General features: G+C 48.5%; 17 protein-coding genes and 1 tRNA gene. 14 read left to right on the forward strand and 4 right to left on the reverse strand.

Annotated elements, in window-relative coordinates:
* A complete protein-coding gene (locus ACQ4MZ_RS06925) occupies nt 1–585 on the reverse strand; it encodes a hypothetical protein (protein WP_430843859.1) in 585 nt (194 codons plus the stop codon).
* Between the two features lie 23 nt (nt 586–608).
* On the reverse strand, nt 609–1,391 hold the full coding sequence (locus tag ACQ4MZ_RS06930) for a hypothetical protein (protein WP_430843860.1): 783 nt from the start codon (nt 1,389–1,391) through the stop codon (nt 609–611).
* A 155-nt stretch (nt 1,392–1,546) separates the two neighbouring features.
* Here ACQ4MZ_RS06930 and ubiE point away from each other — a divergent pair, with 155 nt between their 5' ends.
* The 3 genes from ubiE to ACQ4MZ_RS06945 all read left to right on the forward strand — a co-directional run bounded on the left by ubiE (nt 1,547) and on the right by ACQ4MZ_RS06945 (nt 3,150).
* Complete coding sequence (gene ubiE / locus ACQ4MZ_RS06935) at nt 1,547–2,269, forward strand: bifunctional demethylmenaquinone methyltransferase/2-methoxy-6-polyprenyl-1,4-benzoquinol methylase UbiE (protein WP_430843861.1); 723 nt, start codon at nt 1,547–1,549, stop codon at nt 2,267–2,269.
* 23 nt (nt 2,270–2,292) lie between these two features.
* Nucleotides 2,293–2,952 (forward strand): porin family protein, encoded by a 660-nt coding sequence (locus ACQ4MZ_RS06940; protein WP_430845344.1) that lies wholly within the window; start codon nt 2,293–2,295, stop codon nt 2,950–2,952.
* 123 nt (nt 2,953–3,075) lie between these two features.
* Nucleotides 3,076–3,150, forward strand: a tRNA-Val gene (locus ACQ4MZ_RS06945).
* Between the two features lie 151 nt (nt 3,151–3,301).
* Here ACQ4MZ_RS06945 and ACQ4MZ_RS06950 read toward each other — a convergent pair.
* Nucleotides 3,302–3,970 (reverse strand): acyltransferase, encoded by a 669-nt coding sequence (locus ACQ4MZ_RS06950; RefSeq protein WP_430843862.1) that lies wholly within the window; start codon nt 3,968–3,970, stop codon nt 3,302–3,304.
* Between the two features lie 326 nt (nt 3,971–4,296).
* Here ACQ4MZ_RS06950 and ACQ4MZ_RS06955 point away from each other — a divergent pair, with 326 nt between their 5' ends.
* The 3 genes from ACQ4MZ_RS06955 (at nt 4,297) to ACQ4MZ_RS06965 (ending at nt 6,806) form a co-directional block, all read left to right on the forward strand.
* Complete coding sequence (locus ACQ4MZ_RS06955; RefSeq protein WP_430843863.1) at nt 4,297–4,965, forward strand: ankyrin repeat domain-containing protein; 669 nt, start codon at nt 4,297–4,299, stop codon at nt 4,963–4,965.
* 18 nt (nt 4,966–4,983) lie between these two features.
* Nucleotides 4,984–6,204 (forward strand): amidohydrolase, encoded by a 1,221-nt coding sequence (locus tag ACQ4MZ_RS06960; RefSeq protein WP_430843864.1) that lies wholly within the window; start codon nt 4,984–4,986, stop codon nt 6,202–6,204.
* 125 nt (nt 6,205–6,329) lie between these two features.
* Nucleotides 6,330–6,806 carry a DUF4822 domain-containing protein gene (locus tag ACQ4MZ_RS06965; RefSeq protein ID WP_430843865.1) on the forward strand — a complete coding sequence of 159 codons (477 nt, stop codon included), beginning with the start codon at nt 6,330–6,332 and terminating at the stop codon, nt 6,804–6,806.
* A 76-nt stretch (nt 6,807–6,882) separates the two neighbouring features.
* Here ACQ4MZ_RS06965 and ACQ4MZ_RS06970 read toward each other — a convergent pair whose 3' ends face one another.
* Nucleotides 6,883–8,040: a Gfo/Idh/MocA family protein gene (locus ACQ4MZ_RS06970; RefSeq protein ID WP_430843866.1), complete on the reverse strand. Its 1,158-nt coding sequence runs from the start codon at nt 8,038–8,040 to the stop codon at nt 6,883–6,885.
* 124 nt (nt 8,041–8,164) lie between these two features.
* Between ACQ4MZ_RS06970 and ACQ4MZ_RS06975 the strand changes: the two genes are divergently transcribed.
* The 8 genes from ACQ4MZ_RS06975 to ACQ4MZ_RS07010 all read left to right on the forward strand — a co-directional run bounded on the left by ACQ4MZ_RS06975 (nt 8,165) and on the right by ACQ4MZ_RS07010 (nt 16,799).
* Complete coding sequence (locus ACQ4MZ_RS06975) at nt 8,165–10,264, forward strand: bi-domain-containing oxidoreductase (RefSeq protein WP_430843868.1); 2,100 nt, start codon at nt 8,165–8,167, stop codon at nt 10,262–10,264.
* 44 nt (nt 10,265–10,308) lie between these two features.
* Nucleotides 10,309–12,159, forward strand: a complete 1,851-nt coding sequence (locus tag ACQ4MZ_RS06980) for an alginate lyase family protein (protein ID WP_430845345.1) — start codon at nt 10,309–10,311, stop codon at nt 12,157–12,159.
* A gap of 15 nt (nt 12,160–12,174) precedes the next feature.
* Complete coding sequence (locus ACQ4MZ_RS06985; RefSeq protein WP_430843870.1) at nt 12,175–13,452, forward strand: glycosyltransferase family 4 protein; 1,278 nt, start codon at nt 12,175–12,177, stop codon at nt 13,450–13,452.
* A 38-nt stretch (nt 13,453–13,490) separates the two neighbouring features.
* Nucleotides 13,491–14,111 carry a thioredoxin family protein gene (locus ACQ4MZ_RS06990; RefSeq protein WP_430843871.1) on the forward strand — a complete coding sequence of 207 codons (621 nt, stop codon included), beginning with the start codon at nt 13,491–13,493 and terminating at the stop codon, nt 14,109–14,111.
* 62 nt (nt 14,112–14,173) lie between these two features.
* Nucleotides 14,174–15,520 (forward strand): 4Fe-4S binding protein, encoded by a 1,347-nt coding sequence (locus tag ACQ4MZ_RS06995; RefSeq protein ID WP_430843872.1) that lies wholly within the window; start codon nt 14,174–14,176, stop codon nt 15,518–15,520.
* A gap of 6 nt (nt 15,521–15,526) precedes the next feature.
* Entirely contained in the window at nt 15,527–16,048 is a 522-nt protein-coding gene (locus ACQ4MZ_RS07000; protein WP_430843874.1) for an NADH-quinone oxidoreductase subunit J family protein, read from the forward strand.
* Complete coding sequence (nuoK, locus tag ACQ4MZ_RS07005) at nt 16,045–16,356, forward strand: NADH-quinone oxidoreductase subunit NuoK (RefSeq protein WP_309980454.1); 312 nt, start codon at nt 16,045–16,047, stop codon at nt 16,354–16,356. The genes ACQ4MZ_RS07000 and nuoK overlap by 4 nt, the downstream gene beginning before the upstream one ends.
* Nucleotides 16,353–16,799: a DMT family transporter gene (locus ACQ4MZ_RS07010; RefSeq protein WP_430843876.1), complete on the forward strand. Its 447-nt coding sequence runs from the start codon at nt 16,353–16,355 to the stop codon at nt 16,797–16,799. Before nuoK ends, ACQ4MZ_RS07010 begins: the two co-directional genes overlap by 4 nt.
* The last annotated feature ends 13 nt before the right edge of the window (nt 16,800–16,812 follow it).

Genomic DNA, 16,812 nt, shown 5'->3' on the forward strand with positions numbered 1-16,812 from the left:
TTAAATGCGAGCAAACACCCGCAAATCGGTAATGCGGTCGCGGTAGGTTTCAAGAAATGCGCAGAAGCGGGCGATTTGTTCCTCCTGATAAGTAAGATCAGCCATTTGATCATATTCTTCGAGATAAACATCCTTGAAATCGGTGATCACATAGCGTAAGCTTTTGATGCCTTTCGTGCGTAATGCAGGCAGGTAAAAGTTCTGGTGGCTTTTGACAAAGCAGCCTTCGCGATAATTACTGGTGGTTTTGATGTCCACGGCCAGCATTTTTCCGATCACGTCCACATATCCGTAAATCAGGCTGTCGTTTAGCTGGTATTCGCAGTATACCTGCGTTTTCAGCATTGGACGAGGTAGATACGACCGCACTTTGGACAGGATTTCCGGATCAAATGTTTCTTCACCAATGCCTTTTATCACCGCATCTTCAAATGAGGAGCCCCGGAACTGCGCTTCCGTTTGCGGTACCGGCACGCGGTTAATGCGGTCGAGGAGTTCCTGCTCATTGATATAGCCGCGTTCAAACCGGTCGAAACAGCTTAGCAGGGATGGATAAAGTTTGTATTTAACAGTGGTAGAAAACATTGTTTAATGATGTTAACAGCCATTCAGTGCTTCTTTTGGCCGAAATGGTATTGCAATGATAACGCAATAAAACTGAAAGTATCGTTCGGCGTATCGCTGTACGATTCGCTTTCCTCGGGGTTGATCAGTCGCCTGCCCGATGTGGCGTCCAGCTTGTCGGTCCGCACGAAATAGAAACGGTATTCGAATGAAACCTTCAATTTTTCTAACAAAGCATAGCTCACAGAAGTGCCGAGCGGTAATATCCCTTCCCGCGTTCTTTTGATACCCTTCGGCCCCCTGGCGGGGCCCCAGCGCAGGAAAAGCGGGTTTCTGGCACTTTGCTCGCTGTTGGTGAAGCGTAACAGGCGGTTGTCGTTGAGGTCATAGGCATTGGCACTGAACCAGATTTGCCCTAATCCGGCAAAAACAGAAATGTGTGTAAGCCCGGGCTCTCTTTCTAAGAATTGCTCCGAGAGGTCCCATTTTACCAGACATTCGGCGCTATTGTATTCATTCACAAACCAGGAATTGAAAAAATCCCTTTTCTCGCCGCCAATGCTGCCGGCGTTGTAATCGAGCTGAATGGCGAACTGTTTGTTAATCGACCTTCCAATGCCTATTCCGGCGATTCCGTGCATCGCCTGGGCATTCAGTTCCCCGTAAAACTGCGTGAGGCCGCATCGCACGTCCAGAGACCAGGGATGCATAGCGCGGCGGTTATAGTTTTTCTTGTCGCTAATGCCGTTCGGTGAGCGGTAATGGACAGGCTGCGCGAAGGTTATGCCGGCTAATGCACAAGCGGTAAGAAGCAAAATGTAACGCATGGCTGGAATTGATCAGGATGAAATGTTTGTTCAGCCATTGATACGTACGCTTTTCATTTTGGTCACCTTTTGTAGAACCAATAAGATGCCGGCCCGCCGTGCGATAACCGTAAATATCTGTTAGTTTTGCTTGTAGTTGAAAATACAATATAAAGATGAGTGTAGTACCCTATAAAGATAAAGAAGGGACCAAGCGGGAGCAGGTTGCAGAGATGTTCGATAACATTTCACCCAAGTACGACCTGCTGAACCACGTCCTGAGCGGAGGCGTAGATATATACTGGCGTAAAAGAGCCATTAAACTGCTCAAAAAGCAGCAGCCGAAGGTGATTCTCGATATTGCGACCGGTACAGGCGACTTCGCGATCGAGGCCCTCGCGTTGAAGCCTGAGAAAATCGTCGGCGTCGATATTTCGGAGGGTATGCTGGCCGTCGGCCGCGAGAAAATCGCGAAACTGGGCAAGCAGGACGTGATTACCCTGCAAAGCGGCGACTCGGAAAGTTTGGCTTTTGCAGACAATTATTTTGACGCGATTATCGTTTCGTTTGGAGTACGCAATTTTCAGAATTTGCTGGCCGGACTGACAGAGATGAACCGCGTGATGAAGCCGGGCGGAACTTGTGTGGTGGTCGAATTTTCGAAGCCCAAAAGCTTTCCGTTCAAGCAGATTTACAATTTTTATTTTAAATACATATTGCCAATAATAGGGAAAACGGTCTCCAAGGACAGCTCGGCATATACTTATCTGCCCGAGTCCGTACAGGCCTTTCCGGATGGGGAAGCTTTTCTTGATATTTATAAAAAAGCAGGTTTCATAAATACCAAATGCATATCACTTACCTTCGGGATCTGTTCAATTTACGTCGGACACAAGTAATTATCGGTATTCTGGCGCTGCTGATGGCGGCGCAGGAAGCGCAGTCTCAGGGCATCGGGTACCGTCGCAAGCACCTCGAATACTACGACGACAAGCCGATCCATTACGGTATTCTTTTCGCGGTCCCCTTCACGCGGTTCAATATCAAGCACAGCAACGACTTTGCGACGAAGGATACGGCATTTGTGATCCAGTCGCCCACGAATGCCGCATTTCGGATGGGATTTACCGTCAATGCCTATCTAAACGAGCATTTCGACTTGCGTACAACGCCTGCTGTCTCACTTTACGAGCGGCATGTGAAATTCAGTTATCCCAACGGTACTGAACGTACGGAAAAGCGGGAGTCGACGTGGATTGAAGTGCCACTCTTGCTAAAATACAAATCCGTTCGCCGGGTGAACTCGCGCATGTATATGATCGCAGGCGTAACGCTCGGGATCGAGACGAACGTAAAGCGTAACCGGGGAGGTGGAGCCACGGCCCTCAATACGAAGTCGAGCGACTTCTCTATTGATTACGGCATCGGCTACGAGCAGTTCTTCGAGTTCTTTAAATTCGCTCCCGAGCTGCGTTTTTCCCATGGATTGACAAATATGCTCGTCCCCGGAACAAATTCCGTCGCCAATGGCATCAGTCGCATGCGGACCCACACCGTAACGCTCTATTTAAATTTCGAATAGCGTATACTGGTTATCAGGAGGTTAAAAAATATTTTAAATTTTTTTTCAAGAATATTTGCAGAGTTCAATTTAGTCGCACATATTTGCACTCCCAAACGACGGGAAAACAAAAGCAAAAAGAAAGGGAGTTTAGCTCAGTTGGTTCAGAGCATCTGCCTTACAAGCAGAGGGTCGGGGGTTCGAATCCCTCAACTCCCACAGAAAGCATCGAGAAATCGGTGCTTTTTTTGTTTTCTGAGCAGTTTGTTCATCGCATCTGACTACAAACAGAGGGTCGGGGCGGCCGGTCGTTGCCGCGGTCCGCCGCGGTGGTTTGAATCCCTGAACTTCTATCCGTGCTTAACTTAGTTCACCGTTCCCAGGAAACGTTCTCCTTGATTAATTTGCAGGGACTTCCAGCGTAGAGTGAATTTTCTTTGTCAAGTGGTTTGTTAACCAGCGAACTTGCTCCAATAATGGTGTTGTTGGGAATTTTAGCACCTTTTAATATTAAACATCGGCACCCAATCCAAACATTGTCACCTATTGAAATTGGTTGCGGAGCATTTATCTCTGAGCCAACCTCGTTTTTTATTTTGTGAAGGTCGCTATCCATGATGAGCGTGTCCCAGGATAGCAAGCAGTTATCGCCAAATCCAATATTCAGCTTTGTAATGATTGATGTTTCTGCGGTGATAGCGAAATTCTCCCCAAAAGAAAGTGATCCGGTACTTGACACAGATATCTTGGAGCCATGTCCGATATTACACGTTCCGTTGAAAATAACTGTTCCGTTTACTTCCCATATCGTCCTTGATCGCTTCTCGTCAAAAATACCGATGTTACCATACCCGATTCGTATTAGTCCCGTTCTTAGCGGGGCATTGATTTTAATTTTTCCGGAAGTATTTCTTAGGTAAGTCCGCTTTGATACCAAAATAGGCAAAAGCAATGCTTGCCGTAATGGAAGGTATTTCAAATTGAAATATATGGTCTTGAAATTCAACCTGGATATTAACTTAATGACGTTTTTAATCACCTTCGATCAGGGCTTTTTAGTTATTTTTCCAATTAAAAAATATTAAAACCGTTGTGCGGCTGTAATTTAAAGATTACAAGGTTGTATGCGCTCTTTCCAGCAAATCGACTGTGGGACACTCATGACGATACACATCTCACGGCTAATTTCAATAAATTTCGGCGATTGCCAAAGAGTTGGATTCGAAATGGGCCCGGCAATATAGACCGCAGAGTTTCCCACCCGAGTAATAAATCCTCCAACTATCAGCATGTATTCCGCAAAGGGCTAGCCGAAAACTCGCCTTACCTTGCCGCTGTAATTTTTCAAATTAATCCATTGGAATCATGAAAACATTATTGCTACTGGCATTGATGGGCGTATTCGCGTCGTGCAATGCGAAAAATGAGCCATTAACAAGCGATACGATGATGCAACTGGAAGAAATTCTCAAACTGGTAAGCCGAAACGATTTGAGCGGCGTAAAAAAGGCACTTGGCGCCGGGGCAGATGTCAATACCCGGGATAAAAGCGGAAAATCGTTGCTCTTGCTGGCTACAATAGATAAGCATATTGAAATGGCCACGCTGCTAACGGAGAAAGGCGCGGATGTCAATTTGCAGGACAATATCCAGGACAGTCCGTTTCTGTATGCTGGCGCTACAGGGCAGACGGACCTGGTAAGGCTGTTTCTTGCTCACGGTGCCCGGTTTGACGTTTTCAACCGCTACAACGGCACCGCATTGATTCCCGCATGCGAACGCGGACACGTGGAAACGGTGAAGGTGTTGGCGGGTACAAAGGGTTTTCCCATCAACCATGTGAACCGGTTGGGGTGGACGGCTTTGATGGAGGCAATTGTTTTGGGTAACGGGAGTAAAAAATTCCAGGAAATCGTGCAGTTGTTGAAAGATGGCGGCGCGGATCTCGGCATACCGGATCATGATGGCGTTACGCCATTGCAACACGCTCAACGGCGTGGTTTCACCGAAATAGTAAAAATTTTATCAGAGTAAATGCTGCGTGGCGTCAAAATGGAGAATAAAGCATACACCCTGAAAAACGTATTGTTGGAAACGGGTTTTGAATACGAAGCGGATGAGGTAGTGAGTACGAAGACAGCCTTGTTTTGTATTGGGATAGAGAATGGCAAAATAAAAAGCATTGAACCTAATCATTCCCATGCCGAAGGAATAGACGCGAAAGGGAGGCTTTTGCTGCCGGCATTTAAGGACATGCATGGGCATCTTGACAAAATGCTTTTCGGGTTGCCGTGGCAGGCTGTTTCGGCCAAACGGAAGACGGTAAAGGATATGATCGCCTACGAACAGCAGATGATCCCCGAATGGCTGAAAACCTCTGTCGCACGTACCGAAAAGTTAATCGATTTCCTCCATTCTTACGGGACGGACTTCATTCGTTCTCACTTCAATGTCGACCCGACTTCGGGCCTCGACTCCCTCTACCACCTGGAAGAAGCTTTGCGGCACAAGGCGAGTAGTCTGGCCGCGGAGTTGGTCGCGTTTCCCCAGCACGGCATTTGCTACACACGAACGGAATCCTTGCTGAAAGAAGTGGCCAAAATGGATTCCGTGGATTTTATCGGAGGTGTGGATCCCTATTCAATTGATGGAAGTATTGAAAAACCGTTGGAGTTGATTACACAATTGGCTTTGGACAATGGCAAAGGAATTGATCTCCACTTGCATGAAAGAGGGGAAAGCGGTGTAAAGACTATCGAGTTCCTGATTGATAAGGCCCTTGAAAACCCGCAACTGAAAGGAAAGACGTACGTGAGTCACGCATTCGCGTTGGGGCATCTGAGTGCCTCCGAAACAGAGAGAATGGCCGAACGCCTGGCTGCGGCCGGTGTAGGCATAGTGTCGTCGGTTCCGTTCAGAGGTACTATTATGCCCATTCCAACGCTTAGAAAACACGGCGTGGAGGTTTTGATCGGGAATGACAATATACAAGACCATTGGAGCGCATTCGGTTCGGGGAACATGCTTCAAAAAGCACACCTCATCGCGGCACTTTATGGGTACTCCACCGAATGGGAGCTGTCGAGAGCTCTCGCCTTTGCTACCCGTTATGTGCTTCCGCTGGACGACAAAGGCGCACAACAATGGCCCAGAGCCGGAGATGCCGCGGATATAGTGTTGGTAGAGGCAAGTTGTTCGGCGGAAGCGGTATCCCGCATGTCACCGATCATTGCGCTGATTCACAGCGGAAATATCGTGTTTAAAGAGACGTAACGACTGCGCGCGTAGGTAATGTGCGGGAGTGTCCGTTATAAATTTTACAATTATCGGGATGAATGGGATAAAGTGAATGCACAACGTATAAAATACTTTTGCTGTGCAATAAAACTTTATCAAACATGGCTGATTTCAAGAAGATTGTATTGGGTTTGGTGGTCATTTTTTGTGCCACACTGTTTATTGGTTGCAGCGATGACCACGAGCCTCAGAAAGCGCTGACACCCAGCGAAGTGCTATCGAGCGTTGCCTGGGAAACAACTAATGCAAAGAATAATAAAGGAGAAAATGTGGTATTAACCGATGCCAATGTGGTCAACTTTGTTGGCTTTGCTTATTTCAAGGCAGATGGGACTTTTACCATGTTTAACCTGGACGATTCGCCCAAGATGCATGGAGATTGGACGGTTTCCGCGGATGGAAAAACCCGCACGATCGTCGCAAAAGACAATGCCGGGGCTATTTTGTTTACACGCGTTGTGGATATTACAGTACTTACAAAGGATGAATTTACGTACCGGATTTATCCCAACAATAATGACAAATCGATTTATTTCGATATCGTTCACACGCCTACCACACATGTGGAGCCAAAGTAAAAGAGAAAAAAGGGAAGATGAAGGGCTAACTCCAGCTCTTCATCCTCCCTTTCCTCCGTCCTCCTTTCTCCCCAATTTAAAGTCTCACCTCACTGCCGCTCTCCGCCGAACGTAGACCGGCTTCCAGTACCTGGATGATTTTCAAACCGTCCGCAAAGTCCGGTTTGATTTCGGTGTCGTTTTCAATGGCGTCCAGAAAGTCGGCTACTGCATGCACAAATGCATGCTCGTAGCCGATAATGTGTCCGGCAGGCCACCAATGGCCGGCATATGGGTGGATGGATTCGGTGGCGAGGATCGTGCGGAACCCGTGCTCGCCTTCTGCGTCTTCGTTGGAATAGTATTGCAACTCGTTCATACGTTCGAGGTCGAAAACGAGGCTGCCTTTGCTGCCATAAATCTCGAACGTAAGATGGTTTTTGCGGCCGGTTGCGAAGCGCGTGGCTTCAAACGAGCCTATGGCGCCGTTCTGAAACCTGACCATCATCAATGCAGCGTCTTCGACGGTTACATCACCCATTTCATCGCCCTTCGACGCGCCGGTAAGGCTTCCGGTGGCGGTTTCATCCGCGATCGGGCGCTCTTTGATGAAGTTGGCGGTCAATGAGGAAACGGAAACAATGTCGCCCACCAGGAAATGCGCCAGGTCCACGGCGTGTGAGTTGAGGTCCCATTGCGGGCCGGCTTTGGCAGTCTCCTTTTTAAGCTGCCAGGTAAGCGGGAACGACGGGTCTACGATCCAGTCCTGCTGATACGCGCACCGCCAGTGGAAAATGCGGCCGATCTTACCTTCTTCGATCATCTTTTTAGCGAGGGCTACGGCCGGCGTTCGGCGGTAATTGTGGTTCAAATAATGCTTCACACCGTTCTCCTGGCAGACTTTCAGCATTTCGGCCGCCTGGGTGCTGTCCATTGAAAGCGGCTTTTCGCAGAAAATATGCTTGCCTGCCTTGGCAGCTGCCAAGGCGACTTCATAATGCAGGTTTTGAGGCAGGGCAATATCGATAATGTCGATATCGGGGCGGTTGATGAGTTTTTGCCAGTCGGTTTCGATTTCTTCCCAACCCCAGTTCCGGGCGAATTCAGAAAGTGATTTCTGATGGCGGCCGCATGCTACTTTCAGGACGGGCGTCGAGGGCGTGTCAAAAAACAGCGGGGCTTTTTTCCATGCATTACTATGTGCCCGGCCCATAAACTTGTATCCTACTATACCAATATTAATCTGCTTTTTCATCGGGAACTTGTGTGGTTAAGGATTGAATGCTAAACAGGTTCGTCAAAATTATCAAATCTCGGCGATTGGATTTAATTCGTAAATTCCAACTCCTGATTTTTGCGCCAACTACACACTATATTTTATGAAACAGCTTGCCCAGAATCTGCGGACGGGAGATACATTGCTGCTAGATGTCCCCGTTCCGCTCGTCCGCAAGGGTTGTGTGCTCATCAAAACCCGCAAAAGCCTCGTCTCCGCCGGCACCGAGCGAATGCTGATTGAGTTCAGCAAAGCCAATTTCCTTTCCAAAGCGAGGCAACAGCCTGACAAATTACGTATCATATTTGAGAAAATCAGGGCCGACGGTTTCTGGAAAACTACGCGCTCTGTTCTCCGCAGGATGGATCAACTTCTGCCGTTGGGGTATTGCAATATAGGGGAAGTAGTAGCAATTGGAGAGGGGGTAGAAGGCTTCGTCATCGGAGATCGGGCGGTCAGCAACGGGCCGCATGCCGAGGTGGTTTGTGTGCCGGTCAATCTGGTAGCCAAAGTTCCGCGGAATGTACCCGACGAAGAAGCAGTGTTTACAGTTCTGGGGGCGGTGAGCCTGCATGGTGTGCGCTTGCTGGCGCCTGCACTGGGCGAGCGCGTGGCGGTCGTAGGGTTAGGATTAATCGGTTTGATGGTCGTCGATCTCCTGCATGCGCAGGGGTGTGGGGTAATAGGGATTGAGCCCGATGAGGATCGACGGAGAATCGCAGAAGAAAAGGGTATTCCAACCGTTAATCCGGTAAAGTCTGCCGGTAAATCAATTTCAGAGCAGTTTGGCGAAATGGATGGCGTAATCATAACCGCCTCGTCCAAATCCGGTAGTGTGATTTCAAGGGCGTCTGCGATTTGCAGGAAAAAGGGCAAGATAGTGTTGATCGGCGACGTTCCCCTGCACCTGAACCGCTCCGATTTTTACCAAAAAGAGCTGACATTCCAGGTGTCCTGCGCCTACGGGCCCGGGCGCTACGACTACGCGTACGAGGAGCAGGGCACAGATTATCCACTGGCATATGTCCGCTGGACGGTAAACCGCAATTTTCAGGAAGTTCTGCGCTTAATGGCTAGTGGCGCGCTGGATGTAAAGCCGTTAATCTCGAATATCGTACCGATTGAAAACTATTCGAGCATTTATCAAAGAAATAGCCGATCGCTCGGGACATTGATCGATTACAGCGGCAATTGTAAGACGAGCGAGACGGTCGTCACGAATCCGAATAATGCATTCGCGTTACAAAAGGTAGTTGTGGCGATCATTGGTGCGGGAAATTTTGCTTGTATGACGCTATTGCCCTGCCTTGGGAAAAAAAGCATCAAATATATCGCAAGCTCAGGCGGGTTGAGGGCCGCGGAACTGGCTGCAAAATATGGAATTCCATGCATTGCTACCGATTATCGGGAAATATTGGCGGACGACGAAGTCAACCTGATCATCATCGCTACCCGGCATGATCAGCACGTTGCGATCGCCTCGGATGCGATTCGGGCCGGTAAACATGTTTTCGTGGAAAAGCCGCTAAGCATTGATTCCGGAGGTATTGAAGCGGTGAAATCAGCGCTTCAAAGCGCTTCGTGCCCGGTTTCTCTCACAGTAGGTTTCAACCGGAGATATGCACCGCACACTATAAAAATGAGGGAATTGCTGGAAGGCGCCCCGATGAATGTTGTGATAACCGTCAATGCAGGGTATATCCTCGGCAACACCTGGATACACGACAGTGCGCGGGGCGGAGGAAGGCTGGTCGGAGAGGCGTGCCATTTTATAGATTTGATAGCGTGGCTCGCGCAGAGCCATATCGATGAAGTTTGTACGCATGTGCTGACTATCGGCGGCCGCATGAGTTCGGAGAATGCGACGGTGTTGTTAAGGCTGGCGAATGGCTCCACCGGCACAGTGCACTATTTTTCAAATGGCCATAGCAGTTATCCAAAGGAGCGGATCGAAGTGCATTCACTTGGACGGACATTGATTCTGGATGACTATAAAACACTCAGAGGGTACGGTTTCGAGCGGTTTCGCGAAATGAAGGTGGATGCAGGAAAGGGCCACCAGGAGCAATTTGACAAACTTTTTGAATGCATTTCCAATGAAACAATGCCGTTAATGCCTCTCGAAGACATCTGGAATTCCAGCCGGGCGACATTGGCGGCACGAGATAGCATGTGGACGGGCGGTTGGGTGAAGGTACCATGAAAGCGCTGCGGTATTTGACGCTTTTCTGGCACATTGGCCGGCAAATGGGTTGGCATTATGTGGTGTTTAGGGCCGGGTATTGGTTGCAGGCGAAAACGGGTATTTTGAAATTACGGTTTCCGCGAAAATCTATCAGTCAGTCATTTGTAAGTAGGCAAGAATGGCTTAAATGGAAGCCAGAATTTCTTTTCGATCCTCAAAACCTGGATTTGCCAAGGAATCCTGAGCTTACCGATCTGAAATGGAGGGTGCGGCAGATTCGATCAGGCCGGTTCTGTTATTTCAGTGGTCAATGGTTTGAGGTTTCCGATTGGCACACCAATCCATGCACAGGATATTGTTACCCAAAGAATGAACATTGGTCTGACGTAAATGATTTTTCGACAAAGGCGGGCGATATCAAGTATGCGTGGGAAAAATCCAGGTTCACATTTTTGTATGATCTGATTCGATATGACTTCCATTTTTCGGAAGATCAATCCACCGAAGTTTTCGGATTGATCGCAGACTGGATTGATCGGAACCCGGTCAATTGCGGGCCGAACTGGAAATGCAGCCAGGAGATCGCTTTGCGGGTGTTGAACTGGATTTTCGCATTGCATTATTATCGGTCGTCGACGATTTTGAGCCAATCATTGCTCGACAAAATACTTGGCAGCATTTATGACCAGATGCGTCATGTCGCACGAAATACTCGCTTTTCGGAAATTGCCGTTAAGAACAATCACGTGCTAACGGAGGCGCTGGGGCTTTTTACGACGGGTTTGATGTTTCCGTTTTTTCCTGAAAGTCAAAAATGGAAAGAGAAAGGCAGGAATTTGTTCGAAACAGAAATCATTTCACAGGTTGCGCCAGACGGTTCTTATCTGCAATATTCAATGAATTACCACCGGATCGTTGTGCAGTTGCTGACGTGGGGATTACAATTGGCGGAACTAAACGATGAATGGTTTTCTGAAACCGTCTACGAGCAAGCCGATGCTTCATTGAGGTTCCTACGAACCTGTATGGATGAAACTAACGGTAGCCTTCCTCATTACGGACACGATGACGGAGCTCTATTTTTTCCACTTTCCGAATGCCATTTTCGGGATTTCAGGCCGCAATTGATAGCATTGGAGTCGGTGTTGTACAGTTGGAAAAATTCGGATTCTGCTATAAGCGAAGAGAAAGCGTGGTTGGTATCGAAGGAGTTGTCGGACGTGCAAAGCTATTTTGAAGAGGTAGAAGATGGCGCTTTTGATTTTCACGAAGATGGGTACTTTGTTATCAGGGATAAAGGCACCATCACATTCCTGCGCTGCGGAAACTATCGCCATCGTCCCTTCCAGGCCGATAACAACCACCTCGACATCTGGATAAACGGCCGAAATATCTTGCGCGATGCCGGGACCTGGCTTTACAACGCCGATGAAGAATCAGTCCGCTATTTTTCGGGTACCAGGGGGCATAACACGATTATGATTGGTGATTTTGATCAAATGAAAAAACAGCATCGCTTCATCTGGACGCATTGGATTAGAAAAGCAACGGGCAAATCAGGTTACACGAGCAATGAATACTGGATCGAAGCCGAATTTGAAGGCTTTCGGCATGTTGGAAAAGGCATTGTCCATAAACGTCGCGTAGTAAAGAAAGCCGGTCAGCCGCATTGGGTGATTGAAGATTCCGTTCAAAACGTTCCGAAAGGAATGCCAATCCGGCAATTATGGCATCCGGATGAGTCATTTGGCGATGATTTTAGAATGTTTGCAACCGACAAGCACGGCAATGAAATTCCTCTGATTATTGAAAGTGGCTGGTATTCGAAGGGATATGGCGAAAGGGCGAAATGCGAGGTGTTGGTATTTGAGACTTTTGGGTATTATATCCGGACCGTTATTGAAGGACATTGACTTAAACAGGTTGTTATGCATATTCTGCTCATCCATCAGTATTTCCTGGAAGACCACGCTGCTGGTGGCTCGCGGTGGAATGAAATGGCGCGAATCTGGGTGCAGGAGGGGCATTCGGTAACAGTGATTGCGGGAGATGTACATTATATGCTGGTGAAGGAGGATCAAACAGCCGGAAGGGCATTCGATGTAAACCGGAATGCAGATGGCGTGTTGGTAATTCGCTGCAAAGGGTCGAAATATTATCATAAAGGCATCCTCGGACGGTTTTGGAGCTACATTTCCTTTGCATTCATGGCCATTTATGCGGGAATGCGTTTCGCAAATGCTAATTATGAATGCGTTCTTGTGACCTCACCGCCCCTTCTGGTGGGTATTCCGGGATGGTTTCTGTCGAAATGGAAGCGGATTCCGCTGGTGCTGGAAATAAGGGATCTTTGGCCCGAATCGGCGATTGAAATGGGTGTTTTGAAGAATAAGTGGCTAATCTGGTTATCTTACCAATTCGAAACATACCTCTATCGTAAAGCACAGCTGATTAATGTGCTAACCCCTGCATTTCGTGAACGGCTTATTCGCGAAAAGTGTGTCGATACGAACAAAATCGTCACGATCTCCAATGCAGCGGACTTTCGTTTGAGTGAGCGTGCATTATGTAGTGCATGTACGGGTGGATTGCGCGCGCGACTTGGCCTGGGAGGAAAGTTTGTGATCATTTACGTCGGGGCGCATGGCTTGGCAAACGACCTCATGCAGCTTCTGGAAGCCGCGGCGTTGCTTAGCGGCACCGATGCCCATTTTCTATTGATCGGCGATGGAATGCAGAAAAAAATGTTGATCGAAGAGGCGCATTCCCGGGGCTTGACCAATGTGTCATTCTTGGATCCGGTTTCGAAAGAGCAGGTATTTGAATACATCCTAGCGGCCGATGTAGGTGTAGCTGTTTTGAAAAAAGCAGATATTTTCAGAACAGTTTACAGTAATAAAACCTTTGACTACCTATCCTGTAAAAAGCCGGTATTGATGGCGATCGATGGCGTTTCGCGTGATTTGGTTGAGCAAGCCAATGCAGGCATTTTTGCAGAGCCAGGGAATCCCGCCGATCTGGCGCGGAAAATCAAAATTTACATGAATGACCGCGAGCTTTTGGGCAGGCACGGTGAAAACGGCTACCGGTTTGTGCACATGCATTTCGATCGGAAGAAATTGGCAGAGGATTTTTTGAAATGCATTGATAATCAACTTGAAGTGACAGGTAAAAGTGCAATTTTTGATATACAAAAAGTGAACTGAAAGCGCCGTCAGAGGGTTTTCTAGTAAATAAAAATCCAATGAAAAACGTAGCACATCTCTTCCCTGAATCCGTCAGAAACGGGGCATATACTTATTCTGCATACATGCATTTGATGGAGACGATGGTTTTGGAAAACAGGACGACCGGCCCTAAACAATCCGAAGCGCTGAGCCACTACACGAAGCTGAATCTGGCGCGGATGCAGCGCCTCAATAAAACGGCGTCGATCCATGAGTCGTTGCGGGAAGTTGTCGACCAGATCGACATTTCGCAAACCTGGTACATTCTAACCGAAGCGTGGTGTGGAGATGCCGCGCAGAACATCCCGACGATCGTAGCTGCGTCACTTTCGAATCCTTTTATCACCGTGCGGTTTCTGCTCCGGGATGAGAACCCCGAATTGATGGAAGCTTACCTGACCAATGGAGGTCGCTCTATTCCGAAACTGATTGCTGTGGATGAAGATTTTAACGAAATTTTCACCTGGGGGCCGCGTCCGGCAGGTGCTCAGGAACTGCTGAGAGAATACAAGGCCAATCCCGTGAAGTCTTACAGCGAATTTTCGGAGGATATTCAGCGTTGGTACATTGCCGACAAAACAGCCTCGCTGCAAGATGAATTACAGGAGCTTTTGGAAGCAGTAGTTGTGGATAAGTGAGTTTTTGAACCGTTTACTCTATATTTGTCATAGGGTAACCGCAATACCAACGAACAGGGATTTTGTCAGAATACTTTAAAAATATATCCGACGGCATCAGTACGACCCTCACGGGCATGCGGCTGACGTTACGGCACCTCTGGAATGCGCGTAAAAGCCGTAGACCTGCGGATATTCGTTCGTCCAGTTTTTATGACCAGCAGGATGGGATCGTGACGATCCAATATCCGCTGGAAACTATTCCCATTCCGGACAATGGCAGGTATCGTCTGCATAATGAGATGGACGACTGCATTGTTTGCGACAAATGCGCCAAGGTCTGTCCGGTCGACTGTATCGATATCGAGCCGATTAAAGCGGTGGAGGACGTTGGGCGTGCCTCTGATGGATCGCCAATCCGCTTATACGCCGCCAAATTCGACATCGATATGGCCAAATGCTGTTATTGCGGCCTTTGTACGACAGTTTGTCCGACCGAGTGTCTTACCATGACCAAGACGTTCGATTACAGCGAGCTCGATGTGCGTGATATGGTTTACAACTATTCCAACCTCACCGCCGAGCAAGCCGATGAAAAGCGCATGCTGCTGGAACAGTTCCAGAAAGAAAAAGAAGCCTTGAAAGCGGCTAAGGCTACTCCTGCGGCAACACCGGCTGCCGCTCCTGCGGGCGCACCTGCACCAGCCCGTCCGGCTTTCAAACCGACTGCCAGGCCAAAACCAGCCGAAGAACCAGTTGCTAAAGATGTCAATACTGATGCTGGTGAGACTGCAACGCCGACTCCTAAACCGGCATTCAAGCCCGTGATGAAGCCGAAAAAGGTCGAAGGCGACGCACCAGCGCAAGAAACGGCACCGGAAGCCCAGCCGACTGAAAGGCCTGTGGCTGCCAAGCCGGTATTCCGCCCTACTTTGAAGCCTAAGGCTGTTTCGGATGAAAATACCGAGAAACCGGTTGCAGAAGCGCCAGTCGAGCCTGCTGAAAAGCCGGTTGTTGCGAAACCTGCGTTCCGCCCAACGATGAAGCCCAAGGCTGCTTCGGAAAATACTGAGAAACCGGTTGCAGAAGCGCCAGCCGAGCCTGCTGAAAAGCCGGTTGTTGCGAAACCTGCATTCCGTCCTACAATGAAGCCCAAGGCTGTTTCGGAAAATACTGAGAAACCGGTTGCGGAAGCGCCAGCCGGGCCTGCTGAAAAGCCGGTTGTTGCGAAACCTGCATTCCGTCCTACGATGAAGCCAAAGGCCGCTCCTGTTGAAAACGAGGAAAAGCCGGCTGCCGAAGCATCGGCAGAGCCAATAGCTGAGCCGGAATCGCAGGCGCTCATTGACGTCAAACCAGCTGAACCGGCAGCGGAAAAGCCAGCTAGGCCTGCATTCCGCCCGACGATGAAACCTAAGCCAAAGGAATAGGAGCGCATGGAAGCAATTATATTCTACATTTTTTCCGCATTGACGCTCGCAGCCGGGCTGTTCATCCTGTTTTCCAAAAATCTCATTTATGGTGCATTCGCATTGTTCGTCGCATTCCTGGGCGTGGCCGCATTATATGTGCTTGCAGGCGCGGACTTTCTGGCTGTTTCGCAAATTATGATTTACGTCGGAGGTATTCTCGTGCTGCTGATATTTGGCATAATGCTGACGCAAAAGAAAGAAAAAAGCGACGATTCGACGCGCCATAATCGCGTCGAGGTACCGATTACCCGGAAAATCTGGGGCTTTTTGACAGGTATCGGGCTCTTCGGATTGCTGTTGAAAGTGATTCTTTCTTCGGATTTTAGAATGGCAGGAGAAGAAATGAGTACCAAATCCACGATAAGGACGATTGGCGTGGAACTCATGACCAGCCATTTATTGCCGTTTGAAATAGCCGCTATTCTCTTGCTGGTTGCGCTTGTCGGCGCCGCCTACCTTGCATTAAACCGAAACCCGACCACATGACGACGATACCTGTACAATATTATCTGATCGTCGCGGCTGCATTGTTTTGCATTGGACTGGCTATTTCCATTACCAAACGGCATTTTATTGGCATGCTGCTTGGAATCGAGTTGATGCTGAATGCGGTCAATATCAATCTGGTAGCATTTGGCCGTCACGATCCGGAGCGGCTGAGCGGCCAGCTTTTCGCGTTGTTTGTAATTGTGGTAGCTGCCGCCGAAGTGACTGTAGCCCTGGCGATCATTCTGCGCGTGTATGGCCGTTTTAAAACAGTTGACCCTGATAAAGTAAATGAGTTGAAGCAATGAACTGGATCTTCCTGATCTTCGCTTTTTTGATCGGCATCAGCAACGCTGTTCAATCCGGCGTAAATACGCAGCTCCGCGAGTCGATCAATAACCCCATTCTTGCGGCGATGACGTCTTTTTTTGTGGGGTTAATGGTCCTGACCATCGCATTCGCCTGTTTTAACCAAAATCCGGTTCCTTCTCTGGCTGATTTCAAACAAGTTTCTTGGACACGCTTTATGGGAGGAGTGTTAGGCGCTTTCTATGTGATTACCGTCATTTTCATCGTTCGGAATATCGGTCCGGCCAATATGATGTGCCTGGTGATTGCCGGACAGATGGTAACCGTTATGATGATTGATCATTTTGGATTACAGGGATTTGCTGTTCATCACATGAACCTGCCGCGCATTTTGGGCACGATCCTGCTTATAGGCGGAGTTTATCTCATATTGAAAAATTAAGGCACAAAAAACA

It is taken from the genome of Dyadobacter sp. BHUBP1 (assembly GCF_050587785.1).
Taxonomy (GTDB): domain Bacteria; phylum Bacteroidota; class Bacteroidia; order Cytophagales; family Spirosomataceae; genus Dyadobacter.

Coding starts and splice junctions, on each gene's coding strand:
- ACQ4MZ_RS06925 (WP_430843859.1), bottom strand. CDS start 585: ATGTTTTCTACCACTGTTAAATACAAACTTTATCCATCCCTGCTAAGC.
- ACQ4MZ_RS06930 (WP_430843860.1), bottom strand. CDS start 1,391: ATGCGTTACATTTTGCTTCTTACCGCTTGTGCATTAGCCGGCATAACC.
- ubiE (WP_430843861.1), top strand. CDS start 1,547: ATGAGTGTAGTACCCTATAAAGATAAAGAAGGGACCAAGCGGGAGCAG.
- ACQ4MZ_RS06940 (WP_430845344.1), top strand. CDS start 2,293: ATGGCGGCGCAGGAAGCGCAGTCTCAGGGCATCGGGTACCGTCGCAAG.
- ACQ4MZ_RS06955 (WP_430843863.1), top strand. CDS start 4,297: ATGAAAACATTATTGCTACTGGCATTGATGGGCGTATTCGCGTCGTGC.
- ACQ4MZ_RS06960 (WP_430843864.1), top strand. CDS start 4,984: ATGGAGAATAAAGCATACACCCTGAAAAACGTATTGTTGGAAACGGGT.
- ACQ4MZ_RS06965 (WP_430843865.1), top strand. CDS start 6,330: ATGGCTGATTTCAAGAAGATTGTATTGGGTTTGGTGGTCATTTTTTGT.
- ACQ4MZ_RS06970 (WP_430843866.1), bottom strand. CDS start 8,040: ATGAAAAAGCAGATTAATATTGGTATAGTAGGATACAAGTTTATGGGC.
- ACQ4MZ_RS06975 (WP_430843868.1), top strand. CDS start 8,165: ATGAAACAGCTTGCCCAGAATCTGCGGACGGGAGATACATTGCTGCTA.
- ACQ4MZ_RS06980 (WP_430845345.1), top strand. CDS start 10,309: ATGGGTTGGCATTATGTGGTGTTTAGGGCCGGGTATTGGTTGCAGGCG.
- ACQ4MZ_RS06985 (WP_430843870.1), top strand. CDS start 12,175: ATGCATATTCTGCTCATCCATCAGTATTTCCTGGAAGACCACGCTGCT.
- ACQ4MZ_RS06990 (WP_430843871.1), top strand. CDS start 13,491: ATGAAAAACGTAGCACATCTCTTCCCTGAATCCGTCAGAAACGGGGCA.
- ACQ4MZ_RS07000 (WP_430843874.1), top strand. CDS start 15,527: ATGGAAGCAATTATATTCTACATTTTTTCCGCATTGACGCTCGCAGCC.
- nuoK (WP_309980454.1), top strand. CDS start 16,045: ATGACGACGATACCTGTACAATATTATCTGATCGTCGCGGCTGCATTG.
- ACQ4MZ_RS07010 (WP_430843876.1), top strand. CDS start 16,353: ATGAACTGGATCTTCCTGATCTTCGCTTTTTTGATCGGCATCAGCAAC.